This is a genomic window from Rhizobium sp. Rhizsp82 (assembly GCF_047325115.1).
In the GTDB taxonomy this organism is placed as follows: Bacteria; Pseudomonadota; Alphaproteobacteria; order Rhizobiales; family Rhizobiaceae; genus Rhizobium.
In genome coordinates this window covers 437,384-454,089 of the sequence record NZ_CP168569.1, presented here as the reverse complement: position 1 = coordinate 454,089, position 16,706 = coordinate 437,384, and the positions used below count along the sequence as shown (strand labels likewise).

Here is a 16,706-nt window from a genome sequence, read left to right as displayed (position 1 = left end):
GGGGTCACAACCGGCACCGGCGATCGGATCGACTGGTACAGAGAGAATGCGAGAAGCGCAAAGACTGCCACGCCCGCAACGTACATAAGATTTCGTACCGTATGGCTCATGATCCACCTATGGAACAGCGACGCATCATCGCTTCCACGACAAAATGGCCTAGTTGCAACGCCGGTCCATTGTCCTTGGTCAAATTCTTGAGGGACGATCTCTACCTGGCGTATTCAGTTCCTGCAGCGTCCACCGGGGACGATCCACGTGTCCCCTTGAGGCGGAACGTCAGGTCTCTTTACCCAAAGTGCGGATTTAGTTGATCCACGTCAAAGCACAACGCCTTGAAAGGCCGCTCTACTGCAATCCTTTGAAGCGATGGAGAGTGCGATGCTGGCCAAAGACATCATGACGAGCCCAGTAACGACGATCGAAGAAGGGCACAACGTTCGCGACGCGGTCGAGATCATCAATCTGAGCAACATCGGTGCCGTGCCGGTGCTTGATGCCCTCGGCCGCGTCGTCGGGATTGTGACCGAGGGCGACTTGCTTCGCCGCGTAGCCTCCTCATGGGCACGGCATCCCGTCCCCCATACGCGTGACCGCGACAGCGCGCTCGCTGATTACATCAAGGCCAGGAGCTGGCGTATCGAAGACGTCATGACGTCGCCAGTGATCAGTGCCACATCGACTGCTACGGCGAGTCAGCTTGCCGAGCTTCTTCAAGCCCACGGGGTGAAGCACGTGCCAGTCGTTGATGCCGGAAAGCTCGTCGGAATTATAAGTCGACGGGACCTGATGCGCGCGCTGCTTGATGTCCCAAAAGACTGCACCGCCTCGGGCGACGAAGCTCTTCAGACGGCTGTGCAGAGCCGCCTGGAGTCAGAGCTCGGACTTTTGCGACCTGCCGTTAAGGCAACTGTCTCCGGAGCAATTGTCACCTTATGTGGTGAAGTTGACAGCGAAATCGAAAAAGACGCTGCTCGGGTCGCCGCGGAGTCTGTCAGAGGCATCCAGGGCGTCGTGACCAAGATCACTGTCGCCTACCACATGCTGAGCCGCTTCAAGCCATAGGCGAGCTCTTGATGCCCCGCTGGACAGGTGGGGTGCTCGACAACCTGTGAGACACGTTCGTGGCCATCTTCCGAACCATCATCGACGCCTTGTTATCGAGGCTGCTGCTTTTGATCCTGATTGGAATGCTAGGAATGCTCGCGGCCGTGTTGTGGGTCAAAGGAACGTCAGATACATCCCGCAACCAGATTGAGCGGTCTTGGTCGGCGCCGTGACCGCTCGATCTTGGGAGATCATCGGACAATGTCAGGCGTGAGCGGCTTCGGCAAACGAGTTTTCCTGCGCCTCTGCGACGGAAGGAATTTCGCGGGCTCAGAACTCGCGTACCAAGGTGCCATTGGCCGTAACTTGATCTGCTAGACCAACCAAGGCGCGATTTAGCGTTAACGAATATGAAACTATCAAACCCTACTATTGGGGCAAGGCAACGCTAATGCCTTGAAGCATCGCTTGGGAAGCCACATGAGCAAGTTCGCCAATTCTATTCCCATCAACCAAAACGGCGTGACTGCGATAGAATATGGATTGATAGCGGCTTTGCTCTCGCTGGCACTGGTTGCAGGAGCGACATCACTCGGTGGCAACTTCGACAGCCTTTTCTCAAGTGTCGCGGGCGTGCTCGGCAACGCGCCCCAGTGACGTAAGCGCCGCCCCGGATGCCAGTATCAACTGGGCAAATGGGATGAACCCATAAAACCAACCAATAAAGGCGAGGTGACCACAGACGCCTGCACGATGTGCGTGACGTTCTGCGCCCGGAAGAAGAAATGATTGAAGAGCGAGATTGGAAACTCATCTGTGTCTGCCCGTGGAAGTCGCCACGACGAGCCCGCCGATCCGAAGCAAGACTGTCACCTAATATCATGACCCGGCCGGAGAAGCACCGCTACGCTATCGACGACCAGACGTTAACCGCGCCCCTAATGTAGGCGGGCACAAGTTCTGGAGAAACATATGACACAAAGTTCACATGCAAAGCTCGTAGAGCGTCTTGATTTCGTCGGTCTAGATAAGAAGCAGCGGGAAGCGCTGTCTGGGCTTGCAACGACTATCGAGACTTCCTTGGACATGGCACTGAATGTCTTCTACGCGAAGGCCAAGGTGAACCCGGAAACTGCAAAGTTCTTTGCAAGTGAAGCCCACATTCAGCTTGCTAAGGAGCGTCAGGTCAGACATTGGGAAACCATCGCATCGGCGACATTTGACAGCGGCTACGTCGACGCCGTGACGGCAGTCGGCCGTACCCACGCAAGACTTGGCTTGGAGCCACGGTGGTACATCGGCGGATATGCGCTAATCCTGGAGAGTATCATTCGATCGGTTGTGGATGCCGAGCTGCCGGGCTTCATGGCGAGAGGCAAGCGCGAGAAAATTGGTGACGGGATTTCAGCCGTAGTCAAGGCGGCCTTAGTTGACATGGATTACGCGATCTCTGTTTATCTGGAGGTTCTCGAACAGGAAAGGACCAAAGCGGAGCGCGAGCAGCTTCAGCTCAAGGACGAACAGCAATTCGCGCTGTCCGCACTCGATCGCGCCCTTGCTACACTTGCTTCGGGAGATCTTACAGCTCCGATCGACAGCGAGCTCGCCGCCAACTTCCAGTCGCTGAAAGACAATTACAACACGTCACTAGATAGTCTCGGGGCAGCAATTTCCGAGATCCGGCGAACAGTCGAACTGGTCTCCAGCCAATCCCACGAGATCTCGGCAGCAACCAACGACATGGCCAAGCGGACGGAGAAACAGGCGACCGCGCTTGAAGAGGCCGCGGCCGCTCTGGAAGAGATCAGCACGATCTCCAAGCTGGCGCAGGATCGAACCCAGGAGGTCCAGGCGCTTGTCCGGCGATCGGCAGCAGAGGCTGCGCAGTCAGGAACCGTCGTCGAGCAGGCGGTCACCGCCATGAGCGAGATTGAAACTTCCTCCCACGAGATGACGGCGATCATCGGTGTCATCGACGAAATTGCGTTTCAGACTAACCTCCTTGCGCTGAACGCAGGTGTAGAGGCCGCCCGCGCCGGAGAGCAGGGCAAGGGCTTCGCGGTCGTTGCGCAGGAAGTCCGAGAACTTGCGCAGAGGTCCGCCAAGGCAGCCAAGGAGATCAGTGTGCTGATCGGCAAGTCATCAGCTGATGTCGCTAAAGGCGTCGGTCTCGTGAATAAGACCGGAGCGGCGTTGCGAAGTATCGGAGATCAGGTGACAGCCATTGATGGACACATGGTGTCGATTGCAAAATCGTCTCAGGAGCAGGCGACGGGGATCGACGAAATTAACGCTGCTGTCGGCAACATGGACACCATCACGCAGCAGAATGCCGCCATGGTCGAGCAGTCGTCGGCTGCAACCAGCAAACTTTCCGAGGAGGCGTCTCGTCTTTCTTCCCTGGTCGGCACCTTCAAGGTGGGCGACATATGGCGGGGTCGAAGTGATCCTCGGCGTCCGCAGCTTTTCGACGCGGTGCGGGCTTCTCTAAAGGTCGTCGGGGGCGCCGCACCATCCGAGTGGCAAGAATTCTAGGAGCTGGGAGCGCGTTGGATAACGGACAGATCCTCAGCGCAGATGGTTGGAGAAATCCTCGGCCAGCTAGTGGATCAGACCAGGCAATTGGCGCAGAGCCTGATCGCAGTGCAAACGACCTGCGCGGCTCTGATCTCCGAAGTCTGCAGGCTCCACCTGATCCGAAACATCAGGTGATTCGGATCACAAGCTTCTGTGCCGGGATCGCGTATGGAGGAGCGGCGACGGAGGGCCATGGGGGAGATGCGGTGATCGACACCAGCGCAGTGACAGCTGTGATGGAGCCCATCACACGGCTGGCTGAGCATGGGCTGTTACGCGCGTGAGAAGAGAGACACCTTTCGGCCGGCTGCTGGAAAAATCGCCGCGCGCGTAGGTGCGAGATGAGGAGCGATCATCGACATGCTATTGAGATTGCCTTCCAAACGATGCTCCCCGCTCTCAATGCTGGTGTGGAGGCTGCCCGTGCCAGGGAGGCCAGAATGTAGTTTGCTGTCATAGCCGGCGCGGTGCGTGAAATGGCGCGACGTTGCGCCAACGCAGCGAAGGAGATTACGAGCCTCATTGGCAATTTAACCTTTTGTTAGGATCTGAGCGCCAATAGTCGGTAACCGACAAATCGGAGCCGCCGCCATGCCCGTCAGCGCCCTTTCCGTCCTCGACCCCGAGGCACTGGACGACTACGTGGATCTGAGATCGGTGCCTCGGCATCGGTACTTCGGGCGCATCGACATGATCGACCGGCTGCGTCACGCGGTCCCGTTCGACTACATCTTCATTTCTGGACTGGACGTCGATCATTATAGGTTCGGCCAAGGGTTTTCCATCGACACCGATCTTCCCCCGGCCTTCGTGGAGGCTTACATGGAAGACCAGATATTCAAAAATGATCCATTCATTCACGCTGCTCGCGCAGCCAACTCGGTCGTCAGGGAGCATGAGGTTGCACCGGATCACGAGACACCTCAGCGGCTGCTCTACCTGAAGCGCACTTTCGGGGTGCACAACCGGACACTCATTCCGATCATGCGTGATGAGACCGTATATGGGGCGGTCGGAGTAACGCGCGAGGTTCCTTTCAACGACGACGAGGTCGCATTCCTGTCGCTTGTGGCGGAAGCAATCCATACAACCTTCACGAAGCCGCTTCTGGACAGGTTTGCCGCCGATCAGATGAAGCTCTCGAAGGGCGAGATCGCCTGCCTGAGCCAAGCCAGCCTCGGATTGACAAGCGAGGGCATCGGTAAGGCGACAGGTTACCAGCTCGATACCGTCAACAGCTACATCAAGTCGGCGACCAAAAAGATCGGGGCTGCCAATAGAACCCAGGCGATCGCCGACGCCATCCGTAGGCGGCTCATCGCCTGAGCTCTCTTTCAATGCATTGTTAACCCTGGCAAGCGACGCTGCCCCAGAATTAGGGCTTCATTCGAAGCTGCTTTATTAGATTCATGATTCATTGAGATATCACACCTAGATTTGGGGTGTCCCGGCCAAGTAGCCGAAGCTGACATGATGTCTGCTCCCGACGGTGACCCTTTCACCGACTCGCTGGACGAATGAATGCTGTCCCTGGCACGACCTGCCCATCCAAGGCTATCTTCATGAGAATACTGTTTCTTTCAGTGGCGCTTGCCGCTGCGATGCCTGCCGTTTCTCTTTCGCTCGAACTGCCCCAAGGAGAGGTGATTCTCACCGTCAAAGGCAAGCTCGATCATCCCAATGTCGACAATACCGCTCAGTTTGATCTGGCAATGCTAGAAGCACTGCAGGGGCGCAGGGGAAGCATGGAAACACCTTGGACCACAGGCAAGGTGGAATTTTCTGGACCACTGCTTCGCGCCGTCCTTGACGCTGCCGGAGCGCATGCGACCCGTCTGAAAGTCGTCGCACTCAACGATTACGCTGCAGAGGTTCCGGTCGAAGACGCGTCCAGCCTCGACACGATGCTTGCAACACGCATGGACGGCCAGCCAATGTCGGTGCGTGAAAAGGGACCGTTGTTTCTTGTCTATCCCTTCGACAAGACAGCTCGCTCTATAACGAAAAGTACTTCTCCCGCTCTGTCTGGCAGATAAAGACGATCGAGGCCGAGTGATGAACGAAAGTGCCCGGAAGAACGGAGACGTCATCAGGCGGGTCAGCAAGGCCACCGCTCTCCTTCAAGCCTTTGCGGCGATGCTGCTGATCGGCCTTATTTATCTTCTTTCGGGCATCTACGGACGATACGAGGCCTTACAGGACGGGGTCAGGGAAAATGCCCTCTGGTCCGTCTATCAACTCGACCGCGAAGCACGCACGTTGCGTGAGGTCACCAATGTGATGGTGGCGCGCGCTGATCTGTCGGCCTCCGCGTTTAAGAGCCTGTCGACGCGGTATGACATCCTCTACTCGAGGATGAGCATTCTTAAACGCGCTAACTTCGATTTGCGGCTGCAGGACAATCCGGAACTGCGGATGCTCGTCGCCACGATAGAGCCGATGGTGCTCATGCAGGCTGCCTGGTTCGACGAACTGGCAAAGGGACACGAGGCTGACCTTAGCCATCTTAGCGCTTTTGCCGGTGGGCTGGACGATCTTGTCGGTAAAACCGAGAGCCTGCTGACCAGCGCCAACAACAAAGTCAGCACAGACCGCGCCGATGCGCGCAATGACCTAGAGTCTTTGCAGATCCGCACGGGCTTGGTCACCGTGCTCCTTGCTGGCTCGATCGGTGTGCTCGTCTTCTCTTTGCGCCGGCAGCTCCGCTCCGTGCGAGCCGCGGCGCTTGCCTTCGAGGGCATGGCACGAGAATTGACAGACGCCTACGCCGCGGCCGAAGCCGGCAACCGTGCTAAATCGCAGTTCATGGCGACGATGGGACACGAAGTGCGCACCCCACTCAACGCTATTCTCGGAACCGCAGAGCTCCTGGAACTGGGTGCTCTTCCGGAGGCTGTAAGAGGCAGTGTTCAGACGATCAGACGATCGGGCGTGACGCTTCTGGAGATCCTCAACGAGATTCTCGACTTCGCCAAGATGGAGACCGGACGCATCGATGTAAGTCCGGCCCCCACGGACGTTCGTGAGCTACTGTCTAGCGCGATAGAAATGATGCGGGACCGAGCCGCCGAGCACGGCGACACGATTGTCACCGACATCAGCGGCGCCGGACCAGCGAAGTTGATCTTGACCGACGCGACCAGGGTTCGGCAGATCGTTCTGAATCTGCTCAGCAACGCGATCAAGTTCACCAGCAATGGTGCCGTTGTCGTGAAGATGTCGGGTGTGGAAGACGATCAAGGGAACGCGCGGCTTCGAATATCCATCAGCGATACAGGGATCGGCATCGACGAAATTGGGCAAAAGAAGCTATTCAAGCCGTTCTCCCAAGTCGATGCCAGCATCAGCCGCAAATACGGCGGCACAGGGCTTGGCCTCACCATTTGCAAGGAGATCGTCGACGCTCTTGACGGCGAGATCGGCATGCACAGCCGAAAGGATGAAGGCAGTACGTTCTGGTTCGAGATTCCGGCTTTGGCGGTGGAAGCTCCTCCGGCCGCCGCAAAGACTGAGGAGGTGGTCGGCGATCTCAGTGAGAAACGTCCGTCCTTCCGGGTGCTTCTCGTCGAGGACAACCTCGTAAACCAACAGGTCGCTTGCGGTTTCCTTCGCCATCTCGGTCAGTCTGTCGTCGTAGCGAACGATGGACGCGAGGCCTTGCAAAAGGTCCATGACGAAAACTTTGACCTCATTCTGATGGACATGCAGATGCCGAACATGGACGGCATCGAAGCGACGCGCCAGATCCGCAGCCTGGGAGGAACGTCTTCAACTGTTCCTATTGTTGCCATGACCGCCAACGCTTCGGACGAAGACCGCACGCTTTGCGCAGGCGCAGGCATGACTGACTTCAGACCGAAGCCGATCACGCTGGAAGTGCTGAGGTCGATCATCAACGCGCTCGAAGCCAAGGCGCCCTGCATCTCTGCCGCCAGCAGCGTCAACGACAGGCAGCAGGAAATCATCGACGTTTTGGGAAGGGATGTCTTTGACGACCTGCTTGATACCTTCTTCAGCGATGCCGCCGCCATCCTCTCGGATATCGCCGACAACATGCGCGGTGGGAGACCAGAAAGCATCGACCGACAGCTTCATTCCCTGAAGGGCGCCGCCAGCAATGTTGGCATGCAGACCATCGCCGACATGGCACAAAGGCTGCGCCAGGACACCGTCATTACCAGTAGCGAGCTGCTCGACATCAAAAGAGCGGTCGATGAACAGCGGCGCATGCATGCCGCTTAAGGAGCAATGAATGCGTATTCTTCTCGTTGACGACAACAGGACAAACCTTGCGCTGCTGACGAAGCTCGTTGAGAAGCTTCCGGACTGCGAGCCGCTTCCATTCTGCGACCCGGCAGAAGTCTTGGCCTCCATGCCTGGGGTCGATTTCGACATCGCCGTCATCGACTTTCAGATGCCTGGCTACAACGGCGTCGAACTCCTACGCGAGATCGAGATGTTCGAACGCTATAAGGGAAAGCCGTTTGTCATGGTTACGGCCGATACCGACATGGCTACCAGAATGGCATGTCTCGATGCAGGCGCGATCGACTTTCTCAACAAGCCCGTCAACCCGCTCGAATTCCAGGCTCGGATCAAAAATCTCCTTTCGCTGGTGGACGCTCGCAACAAGCTGGCGGACAAGGCCGAGTGGCTCCGTAAGGAAGTCAGCAAGGCGACAGCCGAGATCCGCGAGCGCGAAGAGGAGATCATCGACCGTCTTTCCATCGCCGCCAGCTTCAAGGATGCCGAAACGGGGCTGCATACAAAGCGAGTGGGAGAATATTCGCAGCTGATCGCCCAGGCGCTGGGCCTTTCGCAGCAGGAATGCTCGGACATCAGGCTTGCGGCGCCTATGCACGATATCGGCAAGGTCGGAATCCCCGATGCGGTGCTTCTGAAGAAGGGGAAGCTGACCGAGCAGGAGTTCGCGTCGATGCAGCGTCACACGATGTTGGGTTGCGACATTCTTCGCGAATCGAAGTCCAGCTTGCTGCGCCTGGCCGCAACGATCGCGGCGACCCACCACGAACGGTGGGACGGGCAAGGTTACCCCAATCGTCTGGCCGGTGAAGATATACCCATCGCTGGGCGCATTGTCGCTGTTGCCGACAATTTCGATGCGCTGACGACTGCACGTCCTTACAAGGAAGCTTGGTCGATCAGTCAGGCCAGCGCTCACATCCGGCAAAGATCCGGAACGCAGTTTGACCCCGCCTGCGTCGCGGCGTTTGAAGGGGCTCTCGGCGAGATCCTTGTAATCCGCGCGTTGCTGCAGGACAGTGCTGGGCATGGCATTCTGCCGATTGTTGCATGACGGCCAACCTTGAAATGCGACTATCTTCCACGACGCAGGACCCAATCAAAACGACGCATTTGAGAATGCGCACGATACTTCGGCGTTTGTCGATTGGTCTTTCCGAAAGCTGGAGAACGTGGGTCTCAAGACAGCCGTCGCCGCCGAAGACATCGACAATGACGAAGCCGAGCGGTTCTTGGAAAATTCGAGCTTCAGCTAAGGAAGCTCGGCACGGAGGAGCGGGCGCAACTCGCTGGCTTTACCCGTTCGCAACGATCCGCAAGTCGGATCGGCAGCCTGGATTCTCAACCGAGCCAATGGGCCGAGATCTGGGATCCCGCGCTCGGCACAAGCACGACTCCGGATACAGGTTCCGAACGGTATTTCGTCGTGAAGAAGGCGGCGGGCATCGACATCGATTGACCCGTCTTTAGGAGTACCTCCACGATCATCGTCGCGGGATTAATCTCCATTGCACTATAATTCTTCCAGTCCCGGAGGAATCCTGTGATCGGCATATCTGTGACATCGATGTCGAGGAGTAGCTCCTGCGCGCTCCAGTTTGCGAAGACGATGAGGTTATCTGCTCCGACCAGGAGAGCGGGCGCGGGTAGTCTTTCGAGCTTGATAAGAAGGTCTGAGGTCATCGTCACACTGGCATAGAATGTCAGTCAGTCTGAAAGCGGCCCCGCGGTATCAGCATCTCCGCAGGGCCGTGGCGTTTAAGCCGCGTTTGTCCAACTCCTAGCGTTCTGTTGCCCTGAGTATCCACTCGCCGAGGAACCCGGTTCGCGGATCGCCTTTCTTCGATTGAGCTTGAAGCGCCCCACAAGCTCGGTTAGCCTGCGGACGCCGTCTGCAAGAGAATGGCTGACGGCACTTGTCTCCTCGACCATCGCCGCATTCTGCTGGGTCATCTGGTCTATCTCGTTGACAGCCGAAGCAATCTGCTGCAGACCGACGGCTTGTTCACTGGCAGCGGTAGCGATAGCGTCGATATTACGATCGATCCGAATAACGAAATCTTCGATAAGGTCCAGCGCGCGGCCTGCATCACCGACATGCTTCACGCCTTCCGATACCTCACTGCTGGAATTGACGATGAGTGCCTTGATCTCCTTGGCGGCTTGAGCCGAGCGCTGGGCAAGTTCACGCACTTCCTGCGCGACGACCGCGAACCCCTTCCCGGATTCGCCAGCCCGGGCAGCTTCGACGCCTGCGTTGAGGGCGAGCAAGTTTGTTTGGAAGGCGATCTCGTCAATCACGCCAATGATCTGTGCAATTTCGTTTGAGGCAGTTTCGATCCTCGTCATGGCATCGACAGCCTGCTTGACAACTGTGCCGGACGCTGAAGCACAGTCCTTCGCCTCACGCACTAGCTTGCGCGTGTCAAGGGTCCGTTCCGCCGATAGCCTGACCGTAGTCGTGACTTGTTCGAGCGAAGCGGAAGTCTCCTCCAGAGCGGCAGCCTGCTGTTCTGTCCGACGCGATAGGTTGTCCGCAGCGGCGCGCATTTCTTCGCCATTTTCGTTGATCTGCCGGGTCTGTCCGAGAACTTGTTCCAGTGTCGCTTGGAACGCGCCGATGGAAGTGTTGAAGTCGTGGCGTAGGCGCTCGAACTCGCCTTGGAAGGGCTCGTCGATCGTCATGCGGATATTGCAGTCAGCAAGACGCGCGAGGCCTGCACCAAGCGTCGTGATGATCCGTTCTAACTCTGCCGCCTCGCCGGTGGTACGCGCTTCTCGCTCGGCTCGTTCTGCTTCGGATTTGGCATGCTTGTAATTGGCCTCTTCTTCGAGCCGCATTTTGTCGATCGCGGCCTGCCGGAAGATCGCCAGCGCGCCAGCCATTTGGCCGATCTCGTCATGCCGTTGCGCGTATGGAATGGGCTGCGCCAAGTCGCCTGCGGCCATGGCAGACATGCGTTTCGTTATTGATGTGACTGCCCCTATTGCCGCCACTCGGAGGTAGAGAACGCCGCCGAGGAAGAGAACGAGTGCGGCGATTCCGAAAGCCAAAGCCAATGCGCTGCGACCTGTTGCCTCGCTATCTGCGCTGCTTTCGGTTTCCGCCGCGAACTTGTTTGCCGCATCCACCAGTCTCAGGACAGCCGCCTCATGGGCATGGAACGTGGCCGAGAGCTTGTCGAGCGCGCTGTTGATCGTGATCTGATCTCCGCCTGCGAGTGCGGGAAGGTAATCATTTTCAATGATACTCCAGAACCGGTCTCCCGTCGTGAGAACATCGCCGTCGAGAATTCCCTTGAGCTTGGCTGGAAGGTTGGAGCCACGCCAGTGTTGCGCTCTGTCTGCGGAGACCCGCTTTAGACTTTCGAGCTTGGAGAAGGCCGCTTTTGCGAGCTCGGGCTGAACTGCTGCCTCGTTGGCTAGCATATATGGTTCGACAAAGAAGAGGGGAGGCGGCAGGATGTCTGCCACGAGGTCCTTTCCTTCGATGATGCCGTCGTAGACTGGCCCCGTCACCCTCAGCCGCGACATTGTTATGGTCTGAAACGCCAAGGCGCCGCCGATGCCAAGGCTAACGATCACTGCAAATCCCGTAAGCTTTTGAGCTATGGTAAGTCCCATCGAACTTCTTCCTCGACTTAGCGCGCGAGTGATTTCTGTTTTAGCAGCGCGTCATATGAGCCCCAGAATTAGGGAGGAAGCATTAAAAAAGCGTTCCGATCGTTAGGGCTTCAACCCGAATATTGGTTATTAGCTCAAAATTGAGAGTATTCAGCAAGGCTTAGTTACAGGGTTTGCAATAGAAGTCGGACGTCGGGCAAAAGCTGGCCTCATGAATGAGCCGAGCGGCGAATGCTGCTGCCGATGTGTTCGCTTTAGAATTTGGCATAAGAGGCAGCGGATCGTGTTTTTTGGAATTCACACGCCGGGAGTCAGTGTCGCTCGCTTGGGAGACAGGTGCTTCGAGTTCGACGGAGGTCGCATTGTTGCGCTCACGGAGGAATGGAGCAGCTTTAGGCGCTCCGCCCATGGCCCATCCGGCTACAGTTCCTACAAGGGCGAGGTTATCCCAGTGTACGACCTCGGTCGCCTAGCGGGCTCCAGTGACTGCAATGGCGCACAGCTCGCTATTCTCGAAACCACGGGCGGGTACATTGCGATCCTTGCAGACGGTATCCAGCCAACTTTCCGCGGTCCGACCGCCGTAATCGATGTCCATGCGCTACTGGCAAACGGATGAGATCGGCCTCTGCCAATTCAACCGGCTGACAAGCAAAGTGCAAGGACGCGTGTCGACCCTCATTACGCGCCACCACCGTCGAAATTGGCTGCGGGGAACCGAATGACTTTCGGCGGCTGCGCCGAGAGGCTCGCGTCGAGAACTGATGGTTTCCGATTTCGAAAATCAAGCTGCGCTTGCGGGGGATGGACTGGTCTCGGCTTCGACAAAATCTTGGATTTCCTGAAGCTACGGTCATAAATAGCGATGTAAATGACACTTGGTGGGGAATGACAGGATACTGGCCACGAGTGACTGGACGGGATTATCGAGATGATTAAATCTGAACTTATCGATGCTGTTGCGGCTCGTAACCCTCACCTTTATCGGCAGGACGCCGAGAAGATCGTCGAAACGATCCTCGAGAGAATTGCAGAGGCGCTCGAAAGAGGAGAACGTGTGGAGATACGCGGATTTGGTGCTTTCCAGGTGCGATATCGGCCGTCACGAGCGGGTCGCGATCCGAGCAACGGTAATGCGGTCCTTGTCGAGGAAAAGTGGGTGCCAACATTTCGCCCCGGCAAGGCGATCAGTGACAGGCTGAACGAACCTGCGAAGCGCTAGGCTCGCTTCGCCCTTGCTTTGCGGCAGCTGACTGACCAGCCTACTATTGATATTCCAGCCATATCTTGCGATCCCCGCCGAAAGGAGAAGGCCAAACCTGACGGTGCAGTCGCGGCGATCTGATCCTCAATGACACGGTCCGCAAAGGCCGAGTTGGTGGCTTTTCATTGTCAAACACCATAGCACCTCTTCGCTTGGCCGCATCGAGCGCTCGCAACAGTGTACTTCCGGGCTGTTGTCCTCGATTTCAAAACCCTTCCCGCAAGATTATCGGTTCGGGGGACGGTTTGCTTTCGTCCAGGGGACGTCGCCGTTCCGAGGCGGACCAGCACCCTTGCAGGATTAACGCTCGGCTTTGCAGGCGTGGGTCCTTATTGAAGCCTGGGCGTTGGGAACAGAAAACGGTGCGTGCGGCATTTCTGTCAAGTTTGGCATTCGATCATACCTGCGTCGCGTGCTACTTGCCAGTACGTTAGCGTACCGTCGCGCAGCTTTGGCCGAATGATCGGCAACATGCAAGTTTCGCGCAAGCCGCGGGCCACAGAAGTTGCCCGGACGCAAGGCTCAGGCGTCACGTGAACCATGGAGATCTGGATGGGCTTTGACGTTGACGCGATTCTCGATTGGCAACAGCGGGGCATTAATGCGAGGATCTTGGGGCGCTCCGAGCGCGATAACCCTGTTCTTCCATATCTTGAAAACGCCAGATCGCAAATCGAGAAGGAAAGCTGGCTGTTCCGGGCAGAGGCATGGTTCTTTGGCTGGCGAATAGAGGACGCGTCGCGCGTGAAGTTGGGCGCATGGTAAATCTGGGGGCAAGACGCGGATGGGCGATGCCGGTGTGAGTGACTCCTGGACCGAAAGCAACGCGGAAGGCTGTTAACCGACCGAGATATCTGCCCTGCATCCGTAATGCCGCTTGACGTTCTCTATCGCAGTCGGCGGGCTTGGTATGTATGACCGTTCACGAGCGAGGTGGCTTTCGAAGCTGGCGTTTTGAACGCCCGGGTATGGCGATGCTTAGCTCGGTGACCTGCGCGATGTCCAGCTCGCCAGTTGACCAAGCCGACGGCCGCGTCCCGTGGCATTGTCCGACGCTCATCTCCTTGACACCCGCAATGAATCCGAGCCGTGTCCCGCGGGCACCAAGGCCAACCGCGTTTTATTTCAGCAAACGATCATTTCCTGACGACTCCCTTCAATCCGCCGCCGATGAGAAAGGTCGCATCCATCAACGCGATCATCGGATTGCCCCCTCCTGAAACCGCAAGATAGCGCGGTTGCCAGTGCGGATGAAACTTTGATTTGAATGCCCGAAGGCCTTTGAAATTGTAGAAGCGCTCGCCGTGCTCGAAGACGGTGCTGCCGATACGGTCCCATACCGGCGCCGTTTCACGCTTCGACATGCCCGAAAGCGGTGCCATGCCGAGGTTGAAGTGCTTGTAGCCCTCGGCTCTGAGATATTCCATGATCTGTACGAAGAGGAAGTCCATCGAGCCCTTCGGCGCTTCCGGCGAGAAGCGCATCAGGTCGATCGTGCCCTCGGACTTGGTTTCGGTAACGAGGATATTGGCGAAGGCGACGATCTTGCCGTCCTTCTTCAACACGCCGACCGGCTGCGAATTGACATAGTCGGGCTCGAAAGCGCCGAGCGAGAAGCCCTTCTCCTTGGCATTGTGGTCTTCGAGCCAGGAGCTGGAGACCACCGAGAGATCACCGAGAATGGCCGGTACGCCGTCGGCGGGAATGACTTCGAAGCTCAGGCCATCGCGCTGGGCGCGGCTTGCCGTCTGGCGAAGGTTCGCCCACTTGCCGCCCTTCATCTCGAAGGCCCCGAGATCGGCAACGGCAAGCTCGCCGAGCTTGAAGGCGCGCAATCCGGCATCGGCGCAGTGCGAGAGCAACCCGGGAGAAATCTGGTAGAACACCGCGCGGCAACCCGCGGCGCGCGCCGCCTCCACAAAGCTCCAGACGAGTTCGGGAGCGGCCTCCTGATTTCCAATCGGTCCGAACAGCGCGATCCAGGAGCGGCCCTGGCGGCCGTACATGATGAAGGCATCGCCCTTCTCGGAGAACATGATGCTCTTGTCGGCCATGCGAACGAGATTGGCGTCCGCATAATCCTGCGCCATGACGATATCGACGGCGCGCTGCAGCGCCTCTTCTGTCGCCGGTTCCGGCCGGAAGGTCGCCGGGCGCAGCAGGCTGAAGATCGCGATCGCCGAGGAGATGATGGTGATGCCGAGCACGGCGCGCAGGCCGCGCGGCGCTTCGGCGGCGAATTCGAATTGCCACCAGAGCTCGTTGCTGTACTCGACGTCGCGATAGACGAACAGCAGGATGACGACCGCGCCGACACAGATGACGGCAATCGCCATCAGCCAGGCCGCCGTCAGCGTCTGGTTGAGAAGCGAAGCATGGCGGGTGAAGAGCCGGCGGCTGACGAACAGGCTGAAGATCAGGATCGCCAGGAAGATCGCCTCGACCAGCGCGATCGCCTTCAGGAGCGACAGCGCCAGCGCCAGCACGGCCGAGACCACCGAGACCAGCCAGGCGCCGTCGAGACGCTGGCCAAGACCGCGGGCGGCGACAACGAGCGCCAGGCCGAACAGGCTCGACAGGAAATGCGCGCCTTCGACGATCGGCAGCGGCAGGTAGTTGGCCAGGAATTCGAGGTTTTCGTCTGGCGTCGGCGTGACGCTCGAGAAGATCAACATGACGCCGAGGATCAGCGCAAACGCCGACAACAGCTGCGGCGTCAGGCGTCCGCCGATGCGACGGATGCTCGATGCGGCCGGATGATCGACGAAGCGGCGAAGCTCGGTCAGCGATACCGCAAGCACCGCGATCAGCAGCGGCAGCACATGATAGATCAGGCGGTAGAGAACCAGCGAACCGAGAACCGCATCGATATTCACCGCGCTGCCGAGCGAGGCAATAATGACGGTTTCGAAAACGCCGAGGCCGGCCGGAACGTGGCTGAGAACGCCGAGGCCGACGGCAATCGCATAGACCGCCAGAAACACCGGCCAGCTGATCGCCGTCTGCGGCAGGAGAACGTAGAGAACGGTCGCCGACGCCGCGATATCGAAGGCGGTGACGAGGAACTGGCGCGACCATGTGCGCGAATCCGGCAGGCGGACAGCGATCGGGCCAAGATTGACGGCCCGGCCATCACGCCCGAGATAGACGACGAACCCGAGCCCCGCCAGGATCGCACCGGCGATAATCCGCAAAAGCAGCGCATTGGTATTGATCAGCGGTCCGATTTCATCGGCGATGATCATCAGCGCGATTGCCGCGACGCTGGCAAGGCCAAGACCGAAAGACAGCGTCACGAAGGCGATGACGCGGCCGATATCTTCAGGCGTCAGGCCGAGGCGAGAATAGGCGCGGTAACGGATCGCGCCGCCGCTGAGTGCGCCGAAACCGGCAGTATTACCGACCGCATAGGCGCTGAAGGCCGTCAGCGCCACATGCGGAAAGGGCAGCTTCTTGCCGATGTAGTCGATGGCGTTCAAATCATAGAAGATCAGCGCGAAGAAGCTGAGACCGGTGAAGAGAAGCGCGAGAAGGATCGAGCTGACACGGGTATCGGCAAGCGCCTCGACGACGTCGTCATAGCGAACTTCATCCGTAAGCTGCATGATGGCATAGCCGACCATGCAGAACAGGATCAGCGTCGCGGCTGCCACGAGCTGCGTGCGATATCGCCGGAGAAAGCCGCGAAACCAACCGGCCTCTTCGCTTTCCATCTCTTCCAGACTGTTCTGACTCGCCATGTTACCCCTCGCGGTTGCGGTCGCCGCCGCTATCAAAGCGGCGTTTTAAGACACTGGCATCAGGATTCAACTGGTCCGTCGTCAGAAGGGCCGCGTTTGATGGGGTAATCACAAACGTCGGCCGATTGAGCGAAGCTTTCGATGAAATGCTTGGGCCGGTCGACAACCGATCTATCGGTCAGATGTCTTGA

12 protein-coding genes and 1 pseudogene are annotated in these 16,706 nt (G+C 58.1%); 10 read left to right on the top strand and 3 right to left on the bottom strand.

Annotation, left to right across the window (positions count from 1 at the left end):
- The first annotated feature begins 381 nt into the window (after window positions 1-381).
- The 8 genes and pseudogenes from ACEN84_RS02265 (at window position 382) to ACEN84_RS02230 (ending at window position 8,941) form a co-directional block, all read left to right on the top strand.
- Window positions 382-1,065, top strand: coding sequence for a CBS domain-containing protein (locus ACEN84_RS02265; RefSeq protein ID WP_112720284.1), 684 nt, complete (start codon window positions 382-384; stop codon window positions 1,063-1,065).
- Window positions 1,066-1,527: 462 nt separating this feature from the next.
- On the top strand, window positions 1,528-1,704 hold the full coding sequence (locus ACEN84_RS02260) for a Flp family type IVb pilin (protein ID WP_112720283.1): 177 nt from the start codon (window positions 1,528-1,530) through the stop codon (window positions 1,702-1,704).
- Window positions 1,705-2,019: 315 nt separating this feature from the next.
- On the top strand, window positions 2,020-3,582 hold the full coding sequence (locus ACEN84_RS02255; RefSeq protein ID WP_413708988.1) for a methyl-accepting chemotaxis protein: 1,563 nt from the start codon (window positions 2,020-2,022) through the stop codon (window positions 3,580-3,582).
- Between the two features lie 410 nt (window positions 3,583-3,992).
- Window positions 3,993-4,148, top strand: a pseudogene (locus ACEN84_RS02250) (methyl-accepting chemotaxis protein); the annotation flags it as partial.
- Between the two features lie 67 nt (window positions 4,149-4,215).
- Window positions 4,216-4,950, top strand: a complete 735-nt coding sequence (locus ACEN84_RS02245) for an autoinducer binding domain-containing protein (RefSeq protein WP_112720281.1) — start codon at window positions 4,216-4,218, stop codon at window positions 4,948-4,950.
- Between the two features lie 236 nt (window positions 4,951-5,186).
- Complete coding sequence (locus ACEN84_RS02240; RefSeq protein WP_413708987.1) at window positions 5,187-5,660, top strand: molybdopterin-dependent oxidoreductase; 474 nt, start codon at window positions 5,187-5,189, stop codon at window positions 5,658-5,660.
- Between the two features lie 19 nt (window positions 5,661-5,679).
- Entirely contained in the window at window positions 5,680-7,866 is a 2,187-nt protein-coding gene (locus ACEN84_RS02235; protein ID WP_413708986.1) for an ATP-binding protein, read from the top strand.
- Between the two features lie 10 nt (window positions 7,867-7,876).
- The gene (locus ACEN84_RS02230; RefSeq protein ID WP_130284430.1) at window positions 7,877-8,941 is read left to right on the top strand and encodes an HD domain-containing phosphohydrolase; all 1,065 of its coding nucleotides are present in this window, start codon (window positions 7,877-7,879) and stop codon (window positions 8,939-8,941) included.
- A 287-nt stretch (window positions 8,942-9,228) separates the two neighbouring features.
- Here the strand turns inward: ACEN84_RS02230 and ACEN84_RS02225 are convergent, their stop codons facing one another.
- Both ACEN84_RS02225 and ACEN84_RS02220 read right to left on the bottom strand, forming a co-directional pair.
- Window positions 9,229-9,570 carry a hypothetical protein gene (locus tag ACEN84_RS02225; RefSeq protein WP_130284428.1) on the bottom strand — a complete coding sequence of 114 codons (342 nt, stop codon included), beginning with the start codon at window positions 9,568-9,570 and terminating at the stop codon, window positions 9,229-9,231.
- A 75-nt stretch (window positions 9,571-9,645) separates the two neighbouring features.
- Complete coding sequence (locus tag ACEN84_RS02220; protein ID WP_413708985.1) at window positions 9,646-11,511, bottom strand: methyl-accepting chemotaxis protein; 1,866 nt, start codon at window positions 11,509-11,511, stop codon at window positions 9,646-9,648.
- A 931-nt stretch (window positions 11,512-12,442) separates the two neighbouring features.
- On the opposite strand from ACEN84_RS02220, the gene ACEN84_RS02215 reads away from it, so the two are divergent.
- Window positions 12,443-12,733, top strand: coding sequence for an integration host factor subunit beta (locus tag ACEN84_RS02215; RefSeq protein ID WP_112720274.1), 291 nt, complete (start codon window positions 12,443-12,445; stop codon window positions 12,731-12,733).
- Between the two features lie 594 nt (window positions 12,734-13,327).
- On the top strand, window positions 13,328-13,540 hold the full coding sequence (locus ACEN84_RS02210) for a CrpP-related protein (protein WP_112720273.1): 213 nt from the start codon (window positions 13,328-13,330) through the stop codon (window positions 13,538-13,540).
- 371 nt (window positions 13,541-13,911) lie between these two features.
- On the opposite strand, the gene mprF is transcribed toward ACEN84_RS02210, so the two are convergent.
- A complete protein-coding gene (gene mprF / locus ACEN84_RS02205; protein WP_413708984.1) occupies window positions 13,912-16,515 on the bottom strand; it encodes a bifunctional lysylphosphatidylglycerol flippase/synthetase MprF in 2,604 nt (867 codons plus the stop codon).
- Window positions 16,516-16,706: the final 191 nt, after the last annotated feature.

Bases quoted from the DNA above. Each gene is read 5' to 3' on its own strand.
- ACEN84_RS02265 (WP_112720284.1), top strand. From the start codon at position 382: ATGCTGGCCAAAGACATCATGACGAGCCCAGTAACGACGATCGAAGAA.
- ACEN84_RS02260 (WP_112720283.1), top strand. From the start codon at position 1,528: ATGAGCAAGTTCGCCAATTCTATTCCCATCAACCAAAACGGCGTGACT.
- ACEN84_RS02255 (WP_413708988.1), top strand. From the start codon at position 2,020: ATGACACAAAGTTCACATGCAAAGCTCGTAGAGCGTCTTGATTTCGTC.
- ACEN84_RS02245 (WP_112720281.1), top strand. From the start codon at position 4,216: ATGCCCGTCAGCGCCCTTTCCGTCCTCGACCCCGAGGCACTGGACGAC.
- ACEN84_RS02240 (WP_413708987.1), top strand. From the start codon at position 5,187: ATGAGAATACTGTTTCTTTCAGTGGCGCTTGCCGCTGCGATGCCTGCC.
- ACEN84_RS02235 (WP_413708986.1), top strand. From the start codon at position 5,680: ATGAACGAAAGTGCCCGGAAGAACGGAGACGTCATCAGGCGGGTCAGC.
- ACEN84_RS02230 (WP_130284430.1), top strand. From the start codon at position 7,877: ATGCGTATTCTTCTCGTTGACGACAACAGGACAAACCTTGCGCTGCTG.
- ACEN84_RS02225 (WP_130284428.1), bottom strand. From the start codon at position 9,570: ATGACCTCAGACCTTCTTATCAAGCTCGAAAGACTACCCGCGCCCGCT.
- ACEN84_RS02220 (WP_413708985.1), bottom strand. From the start codon at position 11,511: ATGGGACTTACCATAGCTCAAAAGCTTACGGGATTTGCAGTGATCGTT.
- ACEN84_RS02215 (WP_112720274.1), top strand. From the start codon at position 12,443: ATGATTAAATCTGAACTTATCGATGCTGTTGCGGCTCGTAACCCTCAC.
- ACEN84_RS02210 (WP_112720273.1), top strand. From the start codon at position 13,328: ATGGGCTTTGACGTTGACGCGATTCTCGATTGGCAACAGCGGGGCATT.
- mprF (WP_413708984.1), bottom strand. From the start codon at position 16,515: ATGGCGAGTCAGAACAGTCTGGAAGAGATGGAAAGCGAAGAGGCCGGT.